The 16,175-nt window shown below is 64.5% G+C and carries 12 protein-coding genes; 4 read left to right on the top strand and 8 right to left on the bottom strand.

Annotated features, from left to right (window positions below; genetic code table 11):
• The first annotated feature begins 130 nt into the window (after positions 1 to 130).
• Positions 131 to 871: a TSUP family transporter gene (locus tag DOM36_RS01220; protein ID WP_075569273.1), complete on the top strand. Its 741-nt coding sequence runs from the start codon at positions 131 to 133 to the stop codon at positions 869 to 871.
• Positions 872 to 891: 20 nt separating this feature from the next.
• Here the strand turns inward: DOM36_RS01220 and DOM36_RS01215 are convergent, their stop codons facing one another.
• Positions 892 to 1,827, bottom strand: coding sequence for an AraC family transcriptional regulator (locus tag DOM36_RS01215; RefSeq protein WP_348626367.1), 936 nt, complete (start codon positions 1,825 to 1,827; stop codon positions 892 to 894).
• 196 nt (positions 1,828 to 2,023) lie between these two features.
• Here DOM36_RS01215 and DOM36_RS01210 point away from each other — a divergent pair, with 196 nt between their 5' ends.
• Positions 2,024 to 3,097, top strand: coding sequence for an NAD(P)-dependent alcohol dehydrogenase (locus DOM36_RS01210; RefSeq protein WP_110640735.1), 1,074 nt, complete (start codon positions 2,024 to 2,026; stop codon positions 3,095 to 3,097).
• Positions 3,098 to 3,207: 110 nt separating this feature from the next.
• On the opposite strand, the gene DOM36_RS01205 is transcribed toward DOM36_RS01210, so the two are convergent.
• Positions 3,208 to 4,041: an acyl-CoA thioesterase II gene (locus DOM36_RS01205; RefSeq protein WP_110640733.1), complete on the bottom strand. Its 834-nt coding sequence runs from the start codon at positions 4,039 to 4,041 to the stop codon at positions 3,208 to 3,210.
• Positions 4,042 to 4,184: 143 nt separating this feature from the next.
• Between DOM36_RS01205 and tadA the strand changes: the two genes are divergently transcribed.
• Positions 4,185 to 4,667 (top strand): tRNA adenosine(34) deaminase TadA, encoded by a 483-nt coding sequence (tadA, locus tag DOM36_RS01200; protein WP_075569315.1) that lies wholly within the window; start codon positions 4,185 to 4,187, stop codon positions 4,665 to 4,667.
• Between the two features lie 50 nt (positions 4,668 to 4,717).
• Here tadA and DOM36_RS01195 read toward each other — a convergent pair whose 3' ends face one another.
• Positions 4,718 to 6,670: a diguanylate cyclase gene (locus DOM36_RS01195; protein ID WP_232823689.1), complete on the bottom strand. Its 1,953-nt coding sequence runs from the start codon at positions 6,668 to 6,670 to the stop codon at positions 4,718 to 4,720.
• A gap of 59 nt (positions 6,671 to 6,729) precedes the next feature.
• Positions 6,730 to 8,178, bottom strand: a complete 1,449-nt coding sequence (gene mltF, locus DOM36_RS01190; RefSeq protein WP_075569278.1) for a membrane-bound lytic murein transglycosylase MltF — start codon at positions 8,176 to 8,178, stop codon at positions 6,730 to 6,732.
• Positions 8,179 to 8,463: 285 nt separating this feature from the next.
• Here mltF and purL point away from each other — a divergent pair, with 285 nt between their 5' ends.
• On the top strand, positions 8,464 to 12,420 hold the full coding sequence (gene purL / locus DOM36_RS01185) for a phosphoribosylformylglycinamidine synthase (protein ID WP_110640729.1): 3,957 nt from the start codon (positions 8,464 to 8,466) through the stop codon (positions 12,418 to 12,420).
• A 381-nt stretch (positions 12,421 to 12,801) separates the two neighbouring features.
• Here the strand turns inward: purL and DOM36_RS01180 are convergent, their stop codons facing one another.
• The 4 genes from DOM36_RS01180 to DOM36_RS01165 all read right to left on the bottom strand — a co-directional run bounded on the left by DOM36_RS01180 (position 12,802) and on the right by DOM36_RS01165 (position 16,112).
• Positions 12,802 to 14,346: an aromatic amino acid ammonia-lyase gene (locus tag DOM36_RS01180; protein ID WP_110640727.1), complete on the bottom strand. Its 1,545-nt coding sequence runs from the start codon at positions 14,344 to 14,346 to the stop codon at positions 12,802 to 12,804.
• A 95-nt stretch (positions 14,347 to 14,441) separates the two neighbouring features.
• Positions 14,442 to 14,756: a putative quinol monooxygenase gene (locus tag DOM36_RS01175; RefSeq protein WP_232823688.1), complete on the bottom strand. Its 315-nt coding sequence runs from the start codon at positions 14,754 to 14,756 to the stop codon at positions 14,442 to 14,444.
• A 79-nt stretch (positions 14,757 to 14,835) separates the two neighbouring features.
• The gene (locus DOM36_RS01170) at positions 14,836 to 15,267 is read right to left on the bottom strand and encodes a hypothetical protein (RefSeq protein ID WP_110640725.1); all 432 of its coding nucleotides are present in this window, start codon (positions 15,265 to 15,267) and stop codon (positions 14,836 to 14,838) included.
• 77 nt (positions 15,268 to 15,344) lie between these two features.
• Entirely contained in the window at positions 15,345 to 16,112 is a 768-nt protein-coding gene (locus DOM36_RS01165) for a DeoR/GlpR family DNA-binding transcription regulator (RefSeq protein WP_110640723.1), read from the bottom strand.
• Positions 16,113 to 16,175 lie beyond the last annotated feature (63 nt).

Below are 16,175 nucleotides of genomic sequence, written 5' to 3'. Positions count from 1 at the left end.
CGGGAGCGTTCCCTGTTCCGGTGTGTGAAGTGCCGATGAGCATGGCACGCCTGTCAGCCTGGCGGATTCATCATCGGACGTGAATCTTTTCATGGGCCGCCGAGGCCCGTCATTGGAGTATAGAACCCGTATGGCGTTCCCCGTTGCGTTGCTGTTTCTGGCCGTGGTGTTCTCGACGTCGGTGCTGTCCGGCGTATTCGGCATGGCCGGCGGATTGGTGCTGCTGGGCTTTCTGCTGGCCTGGCTGCCGGCGGCCACGGCGATCGCGGTACACGGGGTGATCCAGCTCACCGCCAACGCCTCGCGGGCCTGGTTATCGCGACGATTCATCGAGTGGCGAATCGTCGGCATGATCGCCTGCGGGGTATTGATCGCGGCGGCGCTGCTGACACTGGTGCGCTATTCGCCCAGCGAGACGGTGGTGCTGATCGTGCTGGGGTTGATGCCAGTGATGGTGTGGATTCCCAAGCGCTGGTTCCACTTCGATGTCTCGCGGCCCGGACATGCCGTCATGTGTGGCCTCGTCTCCGGCGGCCTGACCATCGCCGTCGGGGTTTCCGGTCCGACCATCGACATCGGATTCATCCGCACCCAGCTCGACCGGCGCACCGTGGTCGCCACCAAGGCCACCATTCAGGTGATCGCGCACAGCCTCAAGATCCTCTTCTACTGGCAGGCAGCCATGGCCATGGACAGCGGCGAGTGGGGTTGGGTGGCGCTGGCGATTCCCTTCGCCTTCCTGGGCACGCGTACCGGCAATCTGGTGCTGTCGCGACTGACGGATGACGGGTTCCGCTACTGGACGCGCTGGATCGTTACGGTCGTCGGTGCCTATTACCTGATACGTGGGCTGATGGGGCTTTTCGGCTAGTGCCGGAATTCGCCTTGTGCCTAGCCCCGCGACGGGCTGACGCCGAAATAGCGCTTGTACTCGCGACTGAACTGCGAGGTGCTGCGATAGCCGACGTCGGCGGCGGCACGCGCGACGTTGACGCGCTGCTGACCCAGCAGAACCCGAGCCCGGAGCAGCCGCAGGCGTTTGAGGTACTGCACCGGTGAAAGCTGGGTCACTCGCTTGAAATGATGATGAAAGTGCGAGGCGCTCATGTTGGCGCGTTCGGCGAGCGTTTCCACCGTCAAGGGCAGGGCGAAATGGCGGTGAAGGTAGTTCAGCGATTCGGCGATGCGGGCGTAGTGTCCGTGCTGCTGGACGAGCTGGCGTAGCGAGTGACCCTGCGGCCCGTTGAGTGCGGCAAACAGCACCTCGCGCACCCGCCCCTCGCCCAGCGCGCGACTGGAATACTCGTCCTGCAGGCAGTCGGCCAGGCGCTGCACCGCTTCTGCCATGGGCGCATCGAGTGCCACTGCCGCCATGGGTTCCGGACTGCCGCGCTCGGCTCTGGCGGGCGCAGGTAGATGGTGCACCAGCTCGCTCAGGGTCAATGGATCCACGCCGATGGATAGACCCAGCAGCGGGGTATCGGGATCGGCGAGCGTCTCGCACTCGAACGGCAGCGGCATCGCCTGCACCAGGTAGTTGCCGGGGCCATAGTGAATCACTCGATCCCCCAGATAGCCGATCTTGTCTCCCTGCGCGATCACGAACAGCCCCGGCTCGTAGATCAGTGGCGTCCGCGGATGGCTGCATCCCGAGGCGATCAGCTTGACGCCGTCGATGGCCGTATCGGAAAAGCCGTCGGTCGTGGCCAGCGGAGCCAGCGTGCGCGCCAGCCGCGACGCCCGGGCGTCGCACATGGGCGATGGTCCGATTGCGGCGTTCCGGGGCGCGCGATCCAGACGAGAGGGTTCGGGAAGACGATCCAGCATGGCGACCTCGCACTGACGATGATAATCAAGGTCAGCGTATTGTGCATGAGTCCGGCCCGCCAGGGGTAGCAGTCTGCCGGGTTCAGGAGGATCGAGCAGATGTTGCAGAGGAAACGGCATGGCTACCAGGCCAGTTGTCGACCACACTGTGCGCACGATCCCGTTCATTCACCCATCGTTATGGGGAGCCAGAATCATGGCACAAGCTACCAAAACACCCGCCAAGGGTTACGCCGCACATTCCGCCACTTCGCCGCTGGAAGCCTGGGAATTCGAGCGCCGCGCCCCGCGCCCGGACGACGTCTCCATCGACATTCTCTACTGCGGCGTCTGCCATAGCGATCTGCACTTCGCCCGAGATGATTGGGGCATGGCCTCTTATCCGGTCGTACCGGGCCACGAAATTGTCGGTCGCGTGACGTCCGTTGGCGACCAGGTGTCCCAGTACCAGGTCGGGGATCTGGTCGGCGTCGGCTGCATGGTCGACTCGTGCCGCCAGTGCAAGGCCTGCAACGATGGCCTCGAGAACTACTGTGCCGAAGGCTTCGTGATGACCTACGGTAGCCCCGACAAGCATGACGGCACGCTGACCCAGGGCGGCTATTCCGACAAGGTCGTGGTCAGCGAGCGCTTCGTCGTGCGCATGCCCGACGGTATCGATCTCAAATCCGCCGCGCCGATCCTGTGCGCCGGTATCACCACCTATTCGCCGCTGAAGCACTACGGCGTCAAGCCTGGCGACAAGGTCGGCATCATCGGCATGGGCGGTCTGGGTCATATGGGCGTCAAGCTGGCCAAGGCACTGGGTGCCGAGGTCACGCTGTTCACCCGTTCCGAATCCAAGAAGGCCGAGGCCAAGCAGCAGGGCGCCGATCACGTGGTGATCTCGACCAGCGAAGACGAGATGGGCGCGATCACCGAGACGTTCGACTTCATGCTCGATACGGTACCGGTGCAGCACGACATCAACCCGTATCTCAATGCCCTGAAGCCGGATGGCATCCATATTCTGGTCGGCCTGCTCGAGCCGCTCGACCCGGCGGTTTCCGGCGCCAACCTGGTATTCCGTCGCCGCGTGCTGGCGGGTTCGCTGATCGGCGGCATGCCGGAAACCCAGGAAGTGCTCGATTTCTGTGCCGAGAATGGCATTACCTGCGACGTCGAGATGATCAGCATCGATCAGATCAACGAAGCCTGGGAGCGCATGCAGAAGGGTGACGTGAAGTATCGCTTCGTGATCGACATGGCGTCGATCAAGGATGCTGGCTGAAGAGCTGCCGCCTGACTGGCACTGATCGATTCCCGAAAGCAGGATCCTGACAGCGTGGCCCTCGGGCCACGCTTTTTTTGTGGCTTTCTCAGGCTCTTCGGCAGAGCCTGTCAGTCGTCGCTGGCGACTCTCACCAATCCTTCCTGCGCCGTCGATGCGATCAGGCGGCCTTCGCGATCATAGAAGCTGCCGCGGGCGAAACCGCGTGCGCCGCCCGCCCAAGGGCTCTCCATCACGTACAGCAGCCACTCGTCGATCTTCGGGTCCTGATGGATCCACAACGCGTGATCCAGGCTGGCGATGCGCAGACGCGGATCGCCGAACTCCACGTCGTGGGCCAGGAGCGAGGTCAGCAGCAAGTTGAAGTCGGAGCTGTAGGCGAGCAGGTAGCGGTGCAGGGCCGGGTCCGCCGGCATGCCCTTGTCCTGTATAGTCCCGCCGCCCATGCGAAACCAGATCATTCGCGAGGGCGGACAGTCATGGCGCTCCTCGACCGTGATGAATTCGACGGGGTGGCCGCGAAACCGTTGGTGGACCGCCTTGCCCTCCGCCAGCAGTGCCTCCGGCGACGGCACCTCGGGCGCCATGGGTTGGTGGCTCAGACCGTGTTCAGGCCCCTGGAAAGAGGCGCTGCAGAAGAAGATCGGCTTGCCTTTCTGGATCGCCGTGACCCGCCGCGTGGTGAAGCTGCCGCCATCGCGAACGCGATCGACGGAGTAGATCACCGGTAGTCGTGCATCGCCGGGGCGCAAAAAGTAGCCATGCAGCGAGTGCAGATAGCGATCCTCGGGCACCGTGCGGGTCGCGGCGGCGGCGGACTGCCCCAGGGCCTGGCCTCCGAACAGCTGCGGCAGTCCCAGATCCTGGCTCTGGCCGCGGAACAGGTTCTCTTCCAGCGCTTCCAGGCCAAGAAGCTGGATGAGGTCGTTCAGCGCTTGTGTCATTCGGGTATCCTTGATGCGCGTCAGTGAAGGCTTTTCGAATCAGACTTTTCGAATCAGGCTTTTCGAATCAGACTTGCCGCGAGTATATCCTGCCTGACGGCGACTCGGCGCGACGTTGGATGCCGCAATACGGGACGATCATGATACGTAGCGACGAATTCTACATGCACCGCGCGCTCGAGCAGGCGCAACGGGCGTTCGAGAGTGGTGAGGTGCCGGTCGGCGCGGTCGTGGTCGACGCCGCCGGTGCAGTGATCGGTGCCGGTTACAATTGCCCGGTCAGCGGCCAGGATCCTACCGCCCACGCCGAAGTGCAGGCGTTGCGCAGCGCGGCGCAGACGCTGGGCAACTATCGGCTGGATGACTGTTCGCTATTCGTCACGCTCGAACCGTGCCTGATGTGCACGGGGGCTATCATTCACGCTCGCGTTCGGCGGGTCGTCTATGCCACCGCCGAACCCAAGGGCGGAATGGTCGAATCCCGCGCCAACCTTTTTGCTCAGCCGTGGTTCAATCACCGCGTCGAGATCGAGGGTGGCGTGCTCGCCGCGCCCGCCAGGCGGCTTCTCCAGCAGTTCTTCCGGGAACGCCGTCAGGGCGATTCGTCAGCGGAATCCCGGGGATAAGTGGGAAAAATCTTCGAGCGAAACGGTCGTGCCGTTCAGATGGGTCAGGTTCAGATTGCCTCGGCGAGGACCACCCGGTTGCGCCCGCCCTGTTTTGCGCGGTACAGCGAATCGTCGGCAGCCTGGAAGATCCGGTCGCGGTGCAGCGGAAGCGTGTCGGCGATGCTGACTCCGATGCTCAGTGTGACCGGTTCGTCATCGGGCCGGATCAGTCCACTTTCGGCAACGGCTCGACGCAGCGTCTCGGCGATCTCTCCGGCCGTCTGCCGATCGCAATGGGGCAGGCATGCCACGAACTCTTCGCCACCGTAGCGAGCGAACATGCCGCCCGCTCGCTCGACCGGCAGGCGACAGGACTTTGCGATCGTCCGGAGATAGCGGTCGCCTTCCAGGTGACCGAAGTGGTCGTTGACGCTCTTGAAATGATCGAGATCGCAGATCAATAACGCCATTGGCAACGGATCGCGATAGGCGTCCATCCAGCGCAGCAGCTCACGACGATTCGGCAGTTGGGTCAGTTCGTCGTGTCTGGCGATCCACTCGATTTCCTGCTGGAGCCGTTCGCGCTCCTTGATTTCCTCGCGCAGCGAAGCATTCGCCTGATTGGCGAGACGGTGCTGATTCGAAAGGCGCCGGTAGATGTAGAGCACCATGTGCAGCAGATAGGCCAGGAAAATGCCGAAGACCAGGGTGATTTCCGGCAGTCTGGCCCGCATTGCCTGCAGCCAGTGGAAAGAGGGCTTCACGCTCAGGGTCATTCGGTCGGTGCCCAGGGCGACCGTCTGCTGATAGCGCCAGTCGGCAAGATCGCCCATCGGACCATAGTGGAAGTAGAGCTGACCGGCGCCGCTGAGGGTGACGGCTCGATCCTGATTGTCCGTCTGCGCAAGCAGCGAATTGAGCAGGTTGTCCACGCTGACCACCATCCCCACGGCGCCCAGGAGCGTGCCGTCGACGACGTCACGCACCGGCAGATAGCTGATGACACCCCTTCCGCCCTGGATGAAATCGACGATACCGGTCTGACCTTCGATGCCGTAGACCAGCGGCCGATCCAGCGCGTCGCGGCTCTGGGGGTCACTGTCATAGAGGTTGACGCCAAGCACTGACTGGTTGCCACGCAGCGGATAGACACGGATCACGGTGCCATCGAGATCGATGAAGGCGATGTTGCGAAAGTAGCCGAAGTCGTCGTGATAGGTCTTGGCCTGCTGTTCCCACTCCGAACGGGTGGGGACGTGCCCCAGCATGTTCCAGAAGCTGGTAAACCTGCGCATCGCCTCGAGGTGAGACGAGGTTTCCGTGGCCATCAGCGTGGCGATATTGCTGCCTTCGCTGGCAGCGATCTCGTAGAGACGCCGATTGTCGGTCTGGCGCTGCTCCTGCCAGCTGATCATGGCCAGCAGCGCAATCAATCCGCCGACCATGAGGGGCGGCAGGATTCGCCGCCAGTAGCAGCGTAGCGTCGGGTAGAGTGCCACGCAGTGCGCGACCCAGAAGAGCCACAATGCGGCCAGGATCGGTAGCGGGACGCCGTTCATGCTGGAGGCATACTGGGGGGGCGGGGTCAGCGAGCGGTAGCTGAGCCAGGCACCGCCCATGGCGACCAGCAGCAGCAGGATCGGCGAGCCAAGGCCCAGGCGCGACAGCAGCAGGACATTGAGGATCAGCCCGAAGACCATGCACAGGGCGAGGATGGGAGGGCGGCTGCGGAACAGTTCCCAGTTGCCGGGGAGCATATCGAGCCAGCGCTGCCAGGCATCGACGCTCAGCCAATCCTCGCCGATCAAGAAGCTGGCGATGATCGTCAGGGTCAGTATCCCGGTGGGGATCAACAGCCAGCGGCTGACCTTGAGGCAGTGGTGAAGGGCCGCAAGCTGACCCAGCCACAGCACGCCCAGCAGCAGCATCAATACCCAACGCTGATCCGGCTCGTCGCTCGGCCAGATGGCGAACGCCAGAATCGGCAGCGCCAGATACAGCGACAGGCGTGAAACCACCATGGGCATAGGCGTTGTGGTTCTCCACCGCAACCGCCAACGGCAGCCCAACGACAACCCGATTACAGCAGAGGAGCGACGGTCTCGAGGGGAGCGGTGCTCCCGTCCAGTGCGCGCTCACCCAACTGATTGAACTGCTGCTGACTGCGATTGACGTACTTGAGGATCTCGTAGTATCGACGCACGTTACGCACGTAGATTACCGGTTCCCCGCCGCGAGCGTAACCGTGGTGTACCCGCGAGTACCATTCCCGTTCCTGCAGCAGCGGCAGCGCTTCGCGAACGTCTGCCCAGCGGTCGGGATCGCCGCCGCGCAGCTGTGCGATCTCCTGGGCATCGAACAGGTGTCCGAGTCCGACGTTGTAGGCGGCAAGTGCCATCCAGGTCCGATCCGGCTCGGGAATGTCCTCGGAGAGGCGCTGTTTGACCTGAAGTAGATACCGCGCGCCGCCGTCGACGCTCTGGCGCGGATCCAGGCGATTATCGATACCGATCTCCCTGGCGGTCGGACGTGTCAGCATCATCAGTCCACGAACGCCGGTCGGTGATTCGGCATCGGGTTTCCAGTGCGATTCCTGGAAGCCCAGCGCTGCCAGCAGTCGCCAGTCGAAACCGGTTTCGCGCGCGGCTTCCTTGAAGTAAGGCAAGAAACGCGGCAGACGCGTGCCGACATGGCGGATGAACAACCGGGCACCGACGTACTCGAGGTAATCGTCGTGGCCGAAGTATCGACCGATGAGCTCGTCCAGTCTGCCGTGGCGGCGTTGCGACTGGAGAAACTCGTTGGCGGCGTCGAGCAGATCGATCGGCTGATTGGCAGCGAAGGCCCAAGCCAGACTCATCGGCTCGCCGAGCGCGAAGCCCCGCTCGACGTTGGGGAAAAACAGGCGATTGAGCTTGAACTGGTGGGTGTAGACGACGGCGGCGTCGAGATCGTCGCGCTCGACCATTTCCAGCAGATCGGCGATGGTCAATCCGTCCGCTTCGCGCCAGCCCAGCCCCGGCAGGTTCTGCTGCTGCGTGCGCAGCGCCTCGGCATTGCCGGAGTCGGCGATGACACCGATTCGAAGCCCCACCAGGTCATCCAGAGTGCGCACCGGTGGCAGCCCGCGGCGATAGACCACCAGCGGTTGCAACGTCAGGATCGGTTGGCTGTAGCGAATGCCCGGTTGAGCCGGGTCGAGCGACAGCGCGGCGGCGCCCATGTCCGCCTTGCCGCTGCGGACGTCGTCGAGGACGCCACCGATACGGGTATCACTGTCGACTGCCAGGCTGACACCGAGCGAGTGTGCGAAACGCCGCATCAGCTCGTATTCGAAGCCGGTCGGCCCATGCCCGCCTGCATAGAAGGTGATGGGGCCATTGCGAGTCGCGACCTGCAGGAAATCGCGCTTGCGAATCGGGTCGAGCCCGTCGCTGTAACGCAGCGCCAGCTGAGCGGGACAAAGGAGGGTCGCCAGCGTCAGCAGCACCGTCAGCGCGAGTCGCAGACGTGTCAGGAGCTTGGACATGCAATGGGATCGGTGACAGCGTGACGGCACACCATAGCCGGCCGCCGTCTCGCTGTCATCTATTGGCTAGTCTGCTACGGGCCGCTGTTCGCGGGACTTCGACGGCATCGGCGCCGGCGGGCTGGTGCCATGGATTCGCGGCTCCGTCACGTCTGTTGCCGATCGATGCGTTGCCTTAGCGAGCGCCGCCGCTTTCCAGTATCATGTCGCCCTGATCCCGGCATCGCTGCCCCGTCTCGCAACAGACAGATGCGATCCTCGACCGTCCTGGAGGCTTTTCACGCCATGCTCGAATTGCAAGGCGCTCCCGCGCTATCTGCATTCCGTCACGCCAAACTGCTCGCCGATCTTCGCGCTGTCGTTCCCGAAGTCGAGTCTCTCAAGGCGCACTATGTTCACTTCGTCGACCATCATGACGAACTCGATGACCAGGCACGCCAGGTGCTGGATCGGCTGCTGGACTATGGTTTTCAAAGCCATGGTTTCCAAAACCATGAAGGCCATGGCGTCGACGTCGACCAGGGTGCACCCGCCGACGGCCATCTGTTTCTGGTCGTGCCGCGTGTCGGCACGATCTCGCCGTGGTCCTCCAAGGCCACCGACATCGCCCATAACTGCGGGCTCGAGCAGGTCGCGCGTCTCGAACGAGGCATCGCCTACCGCGTGACGTTGAAAAGTGCGCCGACCGCCGAGGCCTACGATGCTCTGGTGGCGCGCCTGCACGATCGGATGACGGAAACGGTGCTATTCGATTCGAGCGATGCGGCCAAGCTGTTCTCGCACCACCAGCCGACACCGCTGGCGACGGTGGATGTGTTGGGCGGCGGGCGCCCGGCGCTGGCGGACGCCAATGATCAGCTGGGGCTGGCGCTGGCCGACGACGAGGTCGACTATCTGGTCGACGCCTTCCGGGAACTGGGCCGCAATCCGACCGACGTCGAGCTGATGATGTTCGCCCAGGCCAACTCCGAGCACTGCCGTCACAAGATCTTCAATGCCGACTGGGTGATCGACGGCGAGCCGCAGACCCATTCGCTGTTCAAGATGATCAAGAACACCTTCGAGCAGTCCGGCAACAAGGTGCTCTCGGCCTACAGCGACAATGCCGCGATCATCGAAGGGCCGACGGCGGGGCGGTTCTTCCCCGCGCCACAGACCCAGGTCTATGGCGCGACTCAGGAACCGATCCATATCCTGATGAAGGTGGAGACCCACAATCATCCGACGGCGATCGCGCCGCATCCGGGCGCAGCGACCGGTGCCGGCGGCGAGATCCGTGACGAGGGCGCGACGGGGCGTGGCGGCAAGCCCAAGGCGGGCCTGACCGGTTTCGCCGTCTCCAATCTGCGGATTCCCGAGTTCGTGCAGCCGTGGGAAGCGTTCGACTACGGCAAGCCCGAGCGGATTCAGTCGGCACTCGACATCATGCTCGAGGGTCCGATCGGCGGCGCGGCGTTCAACAACGAATTCGGCCGGCCCAATCTCAACGGCTTCTTCCGCACCTTCGAGCTCGATGCGGTGGGCGCCGACGGGATCGAGCGTCGCGGCTATCACAAGCCGGTGATGCTGGCCGGCGGTTACGGCAATGTCCGTGACGGTCATGTGCTCAAGGGCGAGATTCCGGTTGGCGCCAAGCTGATCGTGATGGGTGGCCCGGCGATGCTGATCGGCCTGGGCGGCGGCGCCGCCTCGTCGATGGCGTCCGGTGCCTCCAGCGAGGATCTCGACTTCGCTTCTGTGCAGCGCGACAACCCCGAGATCGAGCGCCGCGCCCAGGAAGTGATCGATCGCTGCTGGGCGCTGGGTGACGACAACCCCATCGCCTTCATCCATGACGTCGGTGCAGGCGGCCTCTCCAACGCGTTGCCGGAACTGGTCAAGGACGGCGGCCGCGGCGGCCTGTTCGATCTGCGCGCGGTGCCCAACGTCGAACCGGGCATGAGCCCGCTGGAAATCTGGTGCAACGAGGCCCAGGAGCGCTACGTGCTGGCGGTGACACCGCAACAGCTCGATGTCTTCGATGCACTGTGTACCCGCGAGCGCTGCCCCTACGCCGTTGTCGGCGAGGCCACCGAGGCACACCATCTGGCCGTGCGCGATGGCCATTTCGAGGCCGATCCGGTCGATCTGCCGATGAGCGTGCTGTTCGGCAAGCCGCCCAAGATGCAGCGCGGTTTCGAGCGCCACACGCTTAACCTGCCGGGGCTGGGACTCGACAACCTCGATCTGCGCGAAGCGCTGGATCGGGTGCTGCGTCTGCCCACGGTGGCGTCCAAGAGTTTCCTGATCACCATCGGCGATCGTTCGATCACCGGGATGGTCGCGCGCGACCAGATGGTCGGCCCGTGGCAGGTGCCTGTCGCCGACTGCGCGGTGACCACGTCGAGCTACGACACCCACGCGGGTGAAGCGATGGCGATGGGCGAGCGTCCGCCGGTGGCACTGATCGATCCTGCCGCCAGCGCGAGGCTGGCCGTGGCCGAGGCGATCACCAACCTGGCCGCGGCACCGATCGCGGCGCTTTCGGACATCAAGCTCTCCGCCAACTGGATGAGCGCTGCCGATCATGCCGGCGAGAATCAGGCGCTGTATGACGCCGTCCACGCGGTGGGCATGGAGCTGTGCCCGGCGCTGGGTATCGCCGTGCCGGTGGGCAAGGACTCGATGTCCATGCGCACGGCCTGGCAGGTCGAAGAGGGCGATCGCCGCGACGAGAAGAGCATTACCGCGCCGCTGACGCTGAACATCACCGGTTTCGCGCCGGTCACCGATGCGCTGAGAACGCTGACGCCGCAGCTACGGCTCGATCAGGACGAAAGCGATTTGATCCTGATCGATCTCGGTCGTGGCCAGAACCGTCTCGGCGGCTCGGCCCTGGCCCAGGTCTATGGCCAGGTCGGCAACGTCTGCCCGGATCTCGACGAGGCCGAAGACCTGGCGGCGTTCTTCAGCGTCATTCAGGGGCTCAACGCCGACGGCAAGCTGCTCGCCTACCATGACCGCAGCGACGGTGGCCTGATCGTGACGCTGCTGGAGATGGCCTTTGCCGGCCGCGGCGGGCTCGAGATCAAGCTCGACTGGCTCACCGACGATGCCGTCGGCGCGGTCGACGCCCTGTTCGCCGAAGAGCTCGGCGCGGTGATTCAGGTCAACCGTCAGGAGACCGAGTTCGTGCTGGCGCAGTTTGCCGCCGCCGGCATCGAGACCTGCGGCGTGATCGCCCGGCCGCGCTACGACGACCAGATCCGCGTGACGCTGTTCGAAGAGCCGCTGCTGGAAACCACCCGCGCCATTACGCAGCGCATCTGGTCGGAAACCAGCTATCGAATGCAGGCGCTGCGTGACAATCCCGAGGCTGCCAAGAGCGAGTTCGACGGCCTGCTCAACCTGCGTGACCCGGGCCTTTCGGCCAATCCGACCTTCGATGTCGACGAGGATGTCGCGGCGCCGTACATTCAACGTGGCGTACGCCCGCGGGTGGCGATCCTGCGCGAGCAGGGCGTCAACGGTCACATGGAGATGGCCGCGGCCTTCGATCACGCCGGCTTCGAGGCGGTCGACGTCCACATGAGCGACATTCTTGCCGGTCGCGTTGGTCTGGAGGAGATGAAAGGGCTGGTCGGCTGCGGCGGCTTCTCCTACGGCGATGTGCTCGGCGCCGGCGGCGGCTGGGCCAAGTCGGCGCTCTACAACCCCCGCGCTCGCGATCAGTTCGCGGCCTTCTTCGCTCGCGAGGACACCTTCGGCCTTGGCGTCTGCAACGGCTGTCAGATGTTCTCGCAGCTGAAAGAGTTGATCCCCGGCGCCGAGCGCTGGCCGCGCTTCGTGCGCAACGGCTCGGAGCAGTTCGAGGCGCGTGTGTCGATGGTCCAGGTCGAGGAGAGCCCCTCGATCCTGCTCGCCGGCATGGCCGGTTCGACCCTGCCGATCGCCGTCGCCCACGGCGAGGGCCAGGCGCTGTTCGAGGACAGCGGCCATCTGCGCAGCATGCAGAACAGCGGCCAGATCGCGATGCGCTACATCGACAACGAAGGCCAGGTCACTAGCCGTTATCCGGCCAATCCCAACGGCTCGCCCGCCGGCATCACCGGGCTGACCACGCCGAACGGGCGCGTCACCATCATGATGCCGCACCCCGAACGCGTCGCCCGTGCGGTGACCAACTCCTGGCGTCCGTCGGCGTGGACGCAGGATGGCGCGTGGATGCGGATGTTCCGCAATGGCCGCGTGTGGGTTGATTGATGTGAGGGTCGACTGACACTGGAACCGGCGTCATGACGAAAACCGGCTTGTCCTGGGGTTTATAACCTTGGGGCAAGCCGGTTTTTTTATGAGGATGTCGCTATGGATCGTTATATCCGCCAGCGCCTTCGAGAGCGCGCTGGCGGATCGACGGTTAGCCGGGTCTTTCGACATGGATGTCGAAAGAGGCGCGTCAGGACAGGATGTCCGTACGCGCCGACTCGAAGCGTAGCCGACGATCTGCCAGGGTTTCGCGATTTCGGGCGCGAGAAAGAGGGAGAGCGAAGAGAGGGCGAGCGTTAAGCCCTCTCTTCAGACCGTGCGATAGGGTGGTAAGACCGTAGGCAGTAGTGTCCTTGCTGAACTTGTCGTGACCACCTTTCAGATTTCCGAATAAAGCGCCCAATACCGCGCCCGTATTCGCTCAAGACAGAGCCTGAGCTCGCCATCCAGGGCGCGGTCCTCGACCACCGGGGCGAACTCTTCGCGCAGGATGTCGACCATCTCGGCAAGCGGGGCGGGCAGGGGATCGCCGCGCAGCCCAACCCCCTGCAGTCCGGCCAGTAGCGTCGCGGCGGCGACCTGCTCGGTGAGTTCGAGCACGCGCAGGGCGTCGCGGGCGGCGATGGTGCCCATGCTCACCTTGTCCTGGTTGTGGCACTCGGTGGAGCGGGAGAAGACGCTCGCCGGCATGGTGCCCTTGAGCGCTTCGGCGGCCCAGGCGGAGGCGCCGATCTGTACCGCCTTGAAGCCGTGATTGATCATCGCGCGCTCGGCCGGTGCGCCGGAGAGGTTGCTCGGCAGGCCGTGGTTGTAGCGGCTGTCGACCAGTAGCGCGAGCTGGCGGTCGAGCAGGTCGGCGACATTGGCGGTCAGTGTCTTGAGGCTATCCATGGCGAAGGCGATATGGCCGCCGTAGAAGTGACCGCCGTGCATGACATCGCCCGCATCCGGGTCGATCAACGGGTTGTCGTTGGCGCTGTTGAGCTCGGTTTCGATGAACCCCCGCAGCCAGCCGAGGCTGTCGGCCAGCACGCCCAGCACGTGCGGCGCGCAGCGCAACGAATAGCGATCCTGCAGGCGCTGCCGCGATGGCAGATCATCGCTATCGGACTTCTCGCTTTCCAGGTCTTGGCGCAGCCACGCCGCGATGCGCGACTGACCCGGATGCGGTTTGGCCGCGAACAGCCGGGCTTCGAAATGGTTGGAATTGCCGCGCAGGGCGATCACGTTGAGCGCGGTGATACGGGTGGCGAGCTTCAGCAGGTATTCGGCCCGGCCGAAGGCCTGGCAGGCCAGCGCGGTCATCACCGCGGTGCCGTTCATCAGCGCCAGGGGCTCCTTGGGGCGCAGCATTAGCGGTTCCCAGCCGAGCTCGGCATGCGCGTCGGCTGCCATCCGGACCTCGCCTCGCCAGATCACTTCGCGTTCGCCGCACAGCATCGCCGCCACGTAGGAGAGCGGCGTCAGGTCACCGCTGGCCCCGACCGAGCCCTCTTCGGGAATGCGCGGCAGCAGGTCTTCCCGCAGGCAGGCGTGAAGACGCTCGAGCAGCGCGAAGCGCACGCCGGAAACTCCCTGACACAGCGACTGCAGGCGAGCGACGAGCACCGCGCGTGCCGCCTCGGGTTCGAGAAAGCGACCCAGCCCGCAGCCATGGAACGTGTACAGCTGGCGCGGCAGCGCCTCGACCTGAGAGGGCGGAATCGCGGTGACGCAGGAGTCGCCGTAGCCGGTAGTGATACCGTAGATCTGCCCCTCGCGATCCAGCAGGCCGTCGACCACCGACGCACCCCGGTCGATCCGCGCTCGCCATTGCGGATCCGCCTCGAGTGTCGATTCGGCACGGCGTTCGCTCAGCGCGATGACGGATTCGATGGAGAGCGGCGTGGGGCCGAAGGTAACCTGCGGGATGTTCGGGGGCATGCAGCGGCGTCCGATTGAACTGATGGAGCGCCGAGTTTAGCCGCGGGCGGCATCCCCCGGCTAGCGGATGCCGCGGGACGCAGTTCTCGGCGGGTCTATTCGGGACGCCTGGCAGTATGGAAGAAACGGACCGAGGGTTCGCCGTCGATCAGCGGCGCGGTGCCTGCCTTGAACGGCGGGTAGTGCGGCATCTGCATGTGGTGCTCGAAGGCAGCACGATCGCGATAGACCTCATGAAGCACGACGACATTCTCGTTGCCCTCCGGGGTCAGCACGTCGAATGCCAGGCAGCCTTCCTCGTTGGTCAGGGATTCACTGGCGTCGTTGTGCGCCAGCGCGAGAAAGGCCGGCATCTGGCCCGGCTTGATCTGAAATTCGGCAATGACCACGAAGTGGGTGGCATCGGCCATGATGATCTCCCTTATCGATGTCGAAACGGTCGTGGGAACGGGCTGCGGAGCGGTTGCCGCCAGCGCGTCTTTACTGACCTCAGTGTACGCGTGGTGCCTCGCCCATGCCGAGACGTTCCTGGAATTCGGCAACGGCGCTCTTGAGCAGTTCCAGCAGTCCGGGAATTAGCGCCACGCCCTGATCCGGCCCCTCGACGAACTGCTCCACGCTGACGTGCACGGCTTCGTTGTGCACCACCAGCTTGGCGGCTTTCAGCGTGTTCATCACATCGTTGGCGGTTTCCAGCAGCAGCGTGCGATGGGTGGCAGGAGCAGCCTGCCACACCCCGGGCAGCATCAATTGGAAGAACGCGGGCTCGTCGGTGGCGACGACCAGCACGAATTCCAGCTGATCCTGACGGATGCGTGCGGCCTGCGCGTCCATCGCCTCGATGTCGATTTCAATGGCGCGCAGCTGCTCGATGTAACGTTCGAGTGGCGTGGGGGATGGGTGGGAAGTATCAGCCTGCATGAAAGCGCTCCGGGCAGAGTCATGTCGTGGGCGCGGTGGCGCCATGACCCCCATTGTAAGGCAGGGCGCCAAGGCGGTCAGGTTTCGGTCGCTGCCGGATGTCTGACCGTGGCGCCGAGGGCTCTGAACGACTCCAGGCGTTCGTCCGAGGCATCGGTGATCAGCGTCCATTGATGCGGGAACGGGGTCCAGTGCTGCTGGCTCGCGCGACCCAGCTTGGTGGCGTCGGCCATGACGTAGACCTCCGCCGCCCGGGAGATCATCGCTTCCTTCAGCCACGCCTGTTCCGGGCTGGCTTCGCACAGCCCCAGCTCGGTGACACCGTCGGCACTGAGAAACAGTCGGTCGACCGTCAGGCGTGAAAGGGCTGCGTGCGCCAGCGGACCGTACGCGGTCATGCTCGAGGCGCGCAGGTCGCCGCCGAGCACGGTGGTGTGTCCCTCCGGCAGCTGTGTCAGCCAGGGCAGGGCGGCCAGGTTGTTGGTCACCACGTGAAGACCACGCCGCTCGCCGAGCCTGGCGGCCAGCGCCGCTGTGGTGGTGCCGCCATCCAGCAGCACGGTGTCGTTGTCTTCGATGCAACCCAGCGCGCAGTCCGCCAGGCGCGCCTTGACGTCGCCCTGGCGCGTGCGTCGCTGCTCCAGCGTCAGCTCCGGTTCGCGATGGCCGATGTGGGCTGCCGCCCCACCATAGGTGCGCACCAGCAGGCCCTGGTCGGAAAGCGCGCCCAGATCGCGCCGGGCGGTCGCTTCGGAGATGCCGAAGTGGCGGCAGAGAGCCTCGATACTGGTGATGCCGGCATGGACGGCTTCCAGCATGTCATGGCGGCGTTTGGCGACTTTCATAACAGACTCCTGGACATCAACGATAGTATGCCATAGCGCCCTCCCTGTGACCGGGATCCCGGT

The organism is Salinicola sp. CPA57 (genome assembly GCF_003206035.1).
In the GTDB taxonomy this organism is placed as follows: domain Bacteria; phylum Pseudomonadota; class Gammaproteobacteria; order Pseudomonadales; family Halomonadaceae; genus Salinicola; species Salinicola socius.
This window is presented reverse-complemented; position numbering and strand designations above follow the sequence as displayed.

Excerpts from the sequence above, each read along its gene's own strand:
- mltF (WP_075569278.1), bottom strand. The coding sequence starts at position 8,178 with ATGTCCAAGCTCCTGACACGTCTGCGACTCGCGCTGACGGTGCTGCTG.
- purL (WP_110640729.1), top strand. The coding sequence starts at position 8,464 with ATGCTCGAATTGCAAGGCGCTCCCGCGCTATCTGCATTCCGTCACGCC.
- DOM36_RS01165 (WP_110640723.1), bottom strand. The coding sequence starts at position 16,112 with ATGAAAGTCGCCAAACGCCGCCATGACATGCTGGAAGCCGTCCATGCC.
- DOM36_RS01210 (WP_110640735.1), top strand. The coding sequence starts at position 2,024 with ATGGCACAAGCTACCAAAACACCCGCCAAGGGTTACGCCGCACATTCC.
- DOM36_RS01170 (WP_110640725.1), bottom strand. The coding sequence starts at position 15,267 with ATGCAGGCTGATACTTCCCACCCATCCCCCACGCCACTCGAACGTTAC.
- DOM36_RS01220 (WP_075569273.1), top strand. The coding sequence starts at position 131 with ATGGCGTTCCCCGTTGCGTTGCTGTTTCTGGCCGTGGTGTTCTCGACG.
- DOM36_RS01175 (WP_232823688.1), bottom strand. The coding sequence starts at position 14,756 with ATGGCCGATGCCACCCACTTCGTGGTCATTGCCGAATTTCAGATCAAG.
- DOM36_RS01180 (WP_110640727.1), bottom strand. The coding sequence starts at position 14,346 with ATGCCCCCGAACATCCCGCAGGTTACCTTCGGCCCCACGCCGCTCTCC.
- DOM36_RS01215 (WP_348626367.1), bottom strand. The coding sequence starts at position 1,827 with ATGCTGGATCGTCTTCCCGAACCCTCTCGTCTGGATCGCGCGCCCCGG.
- DOM36_RS01195 (WP_232823689.1), bottom strand. The coding sequence starts at position 6,670 with ATGGTGGTTTCACGCCTGTCGCTGTATCTGGCGCTGCCGATTCTGGCG.
- DOM36_RS01205 (WP_110640733.1), bottom strand. The coding sequence starts at position 4,041 with ATGACACAAGCGCTGAACGACCTCATCCAGCTTCTTGGCCTGGAAGCG.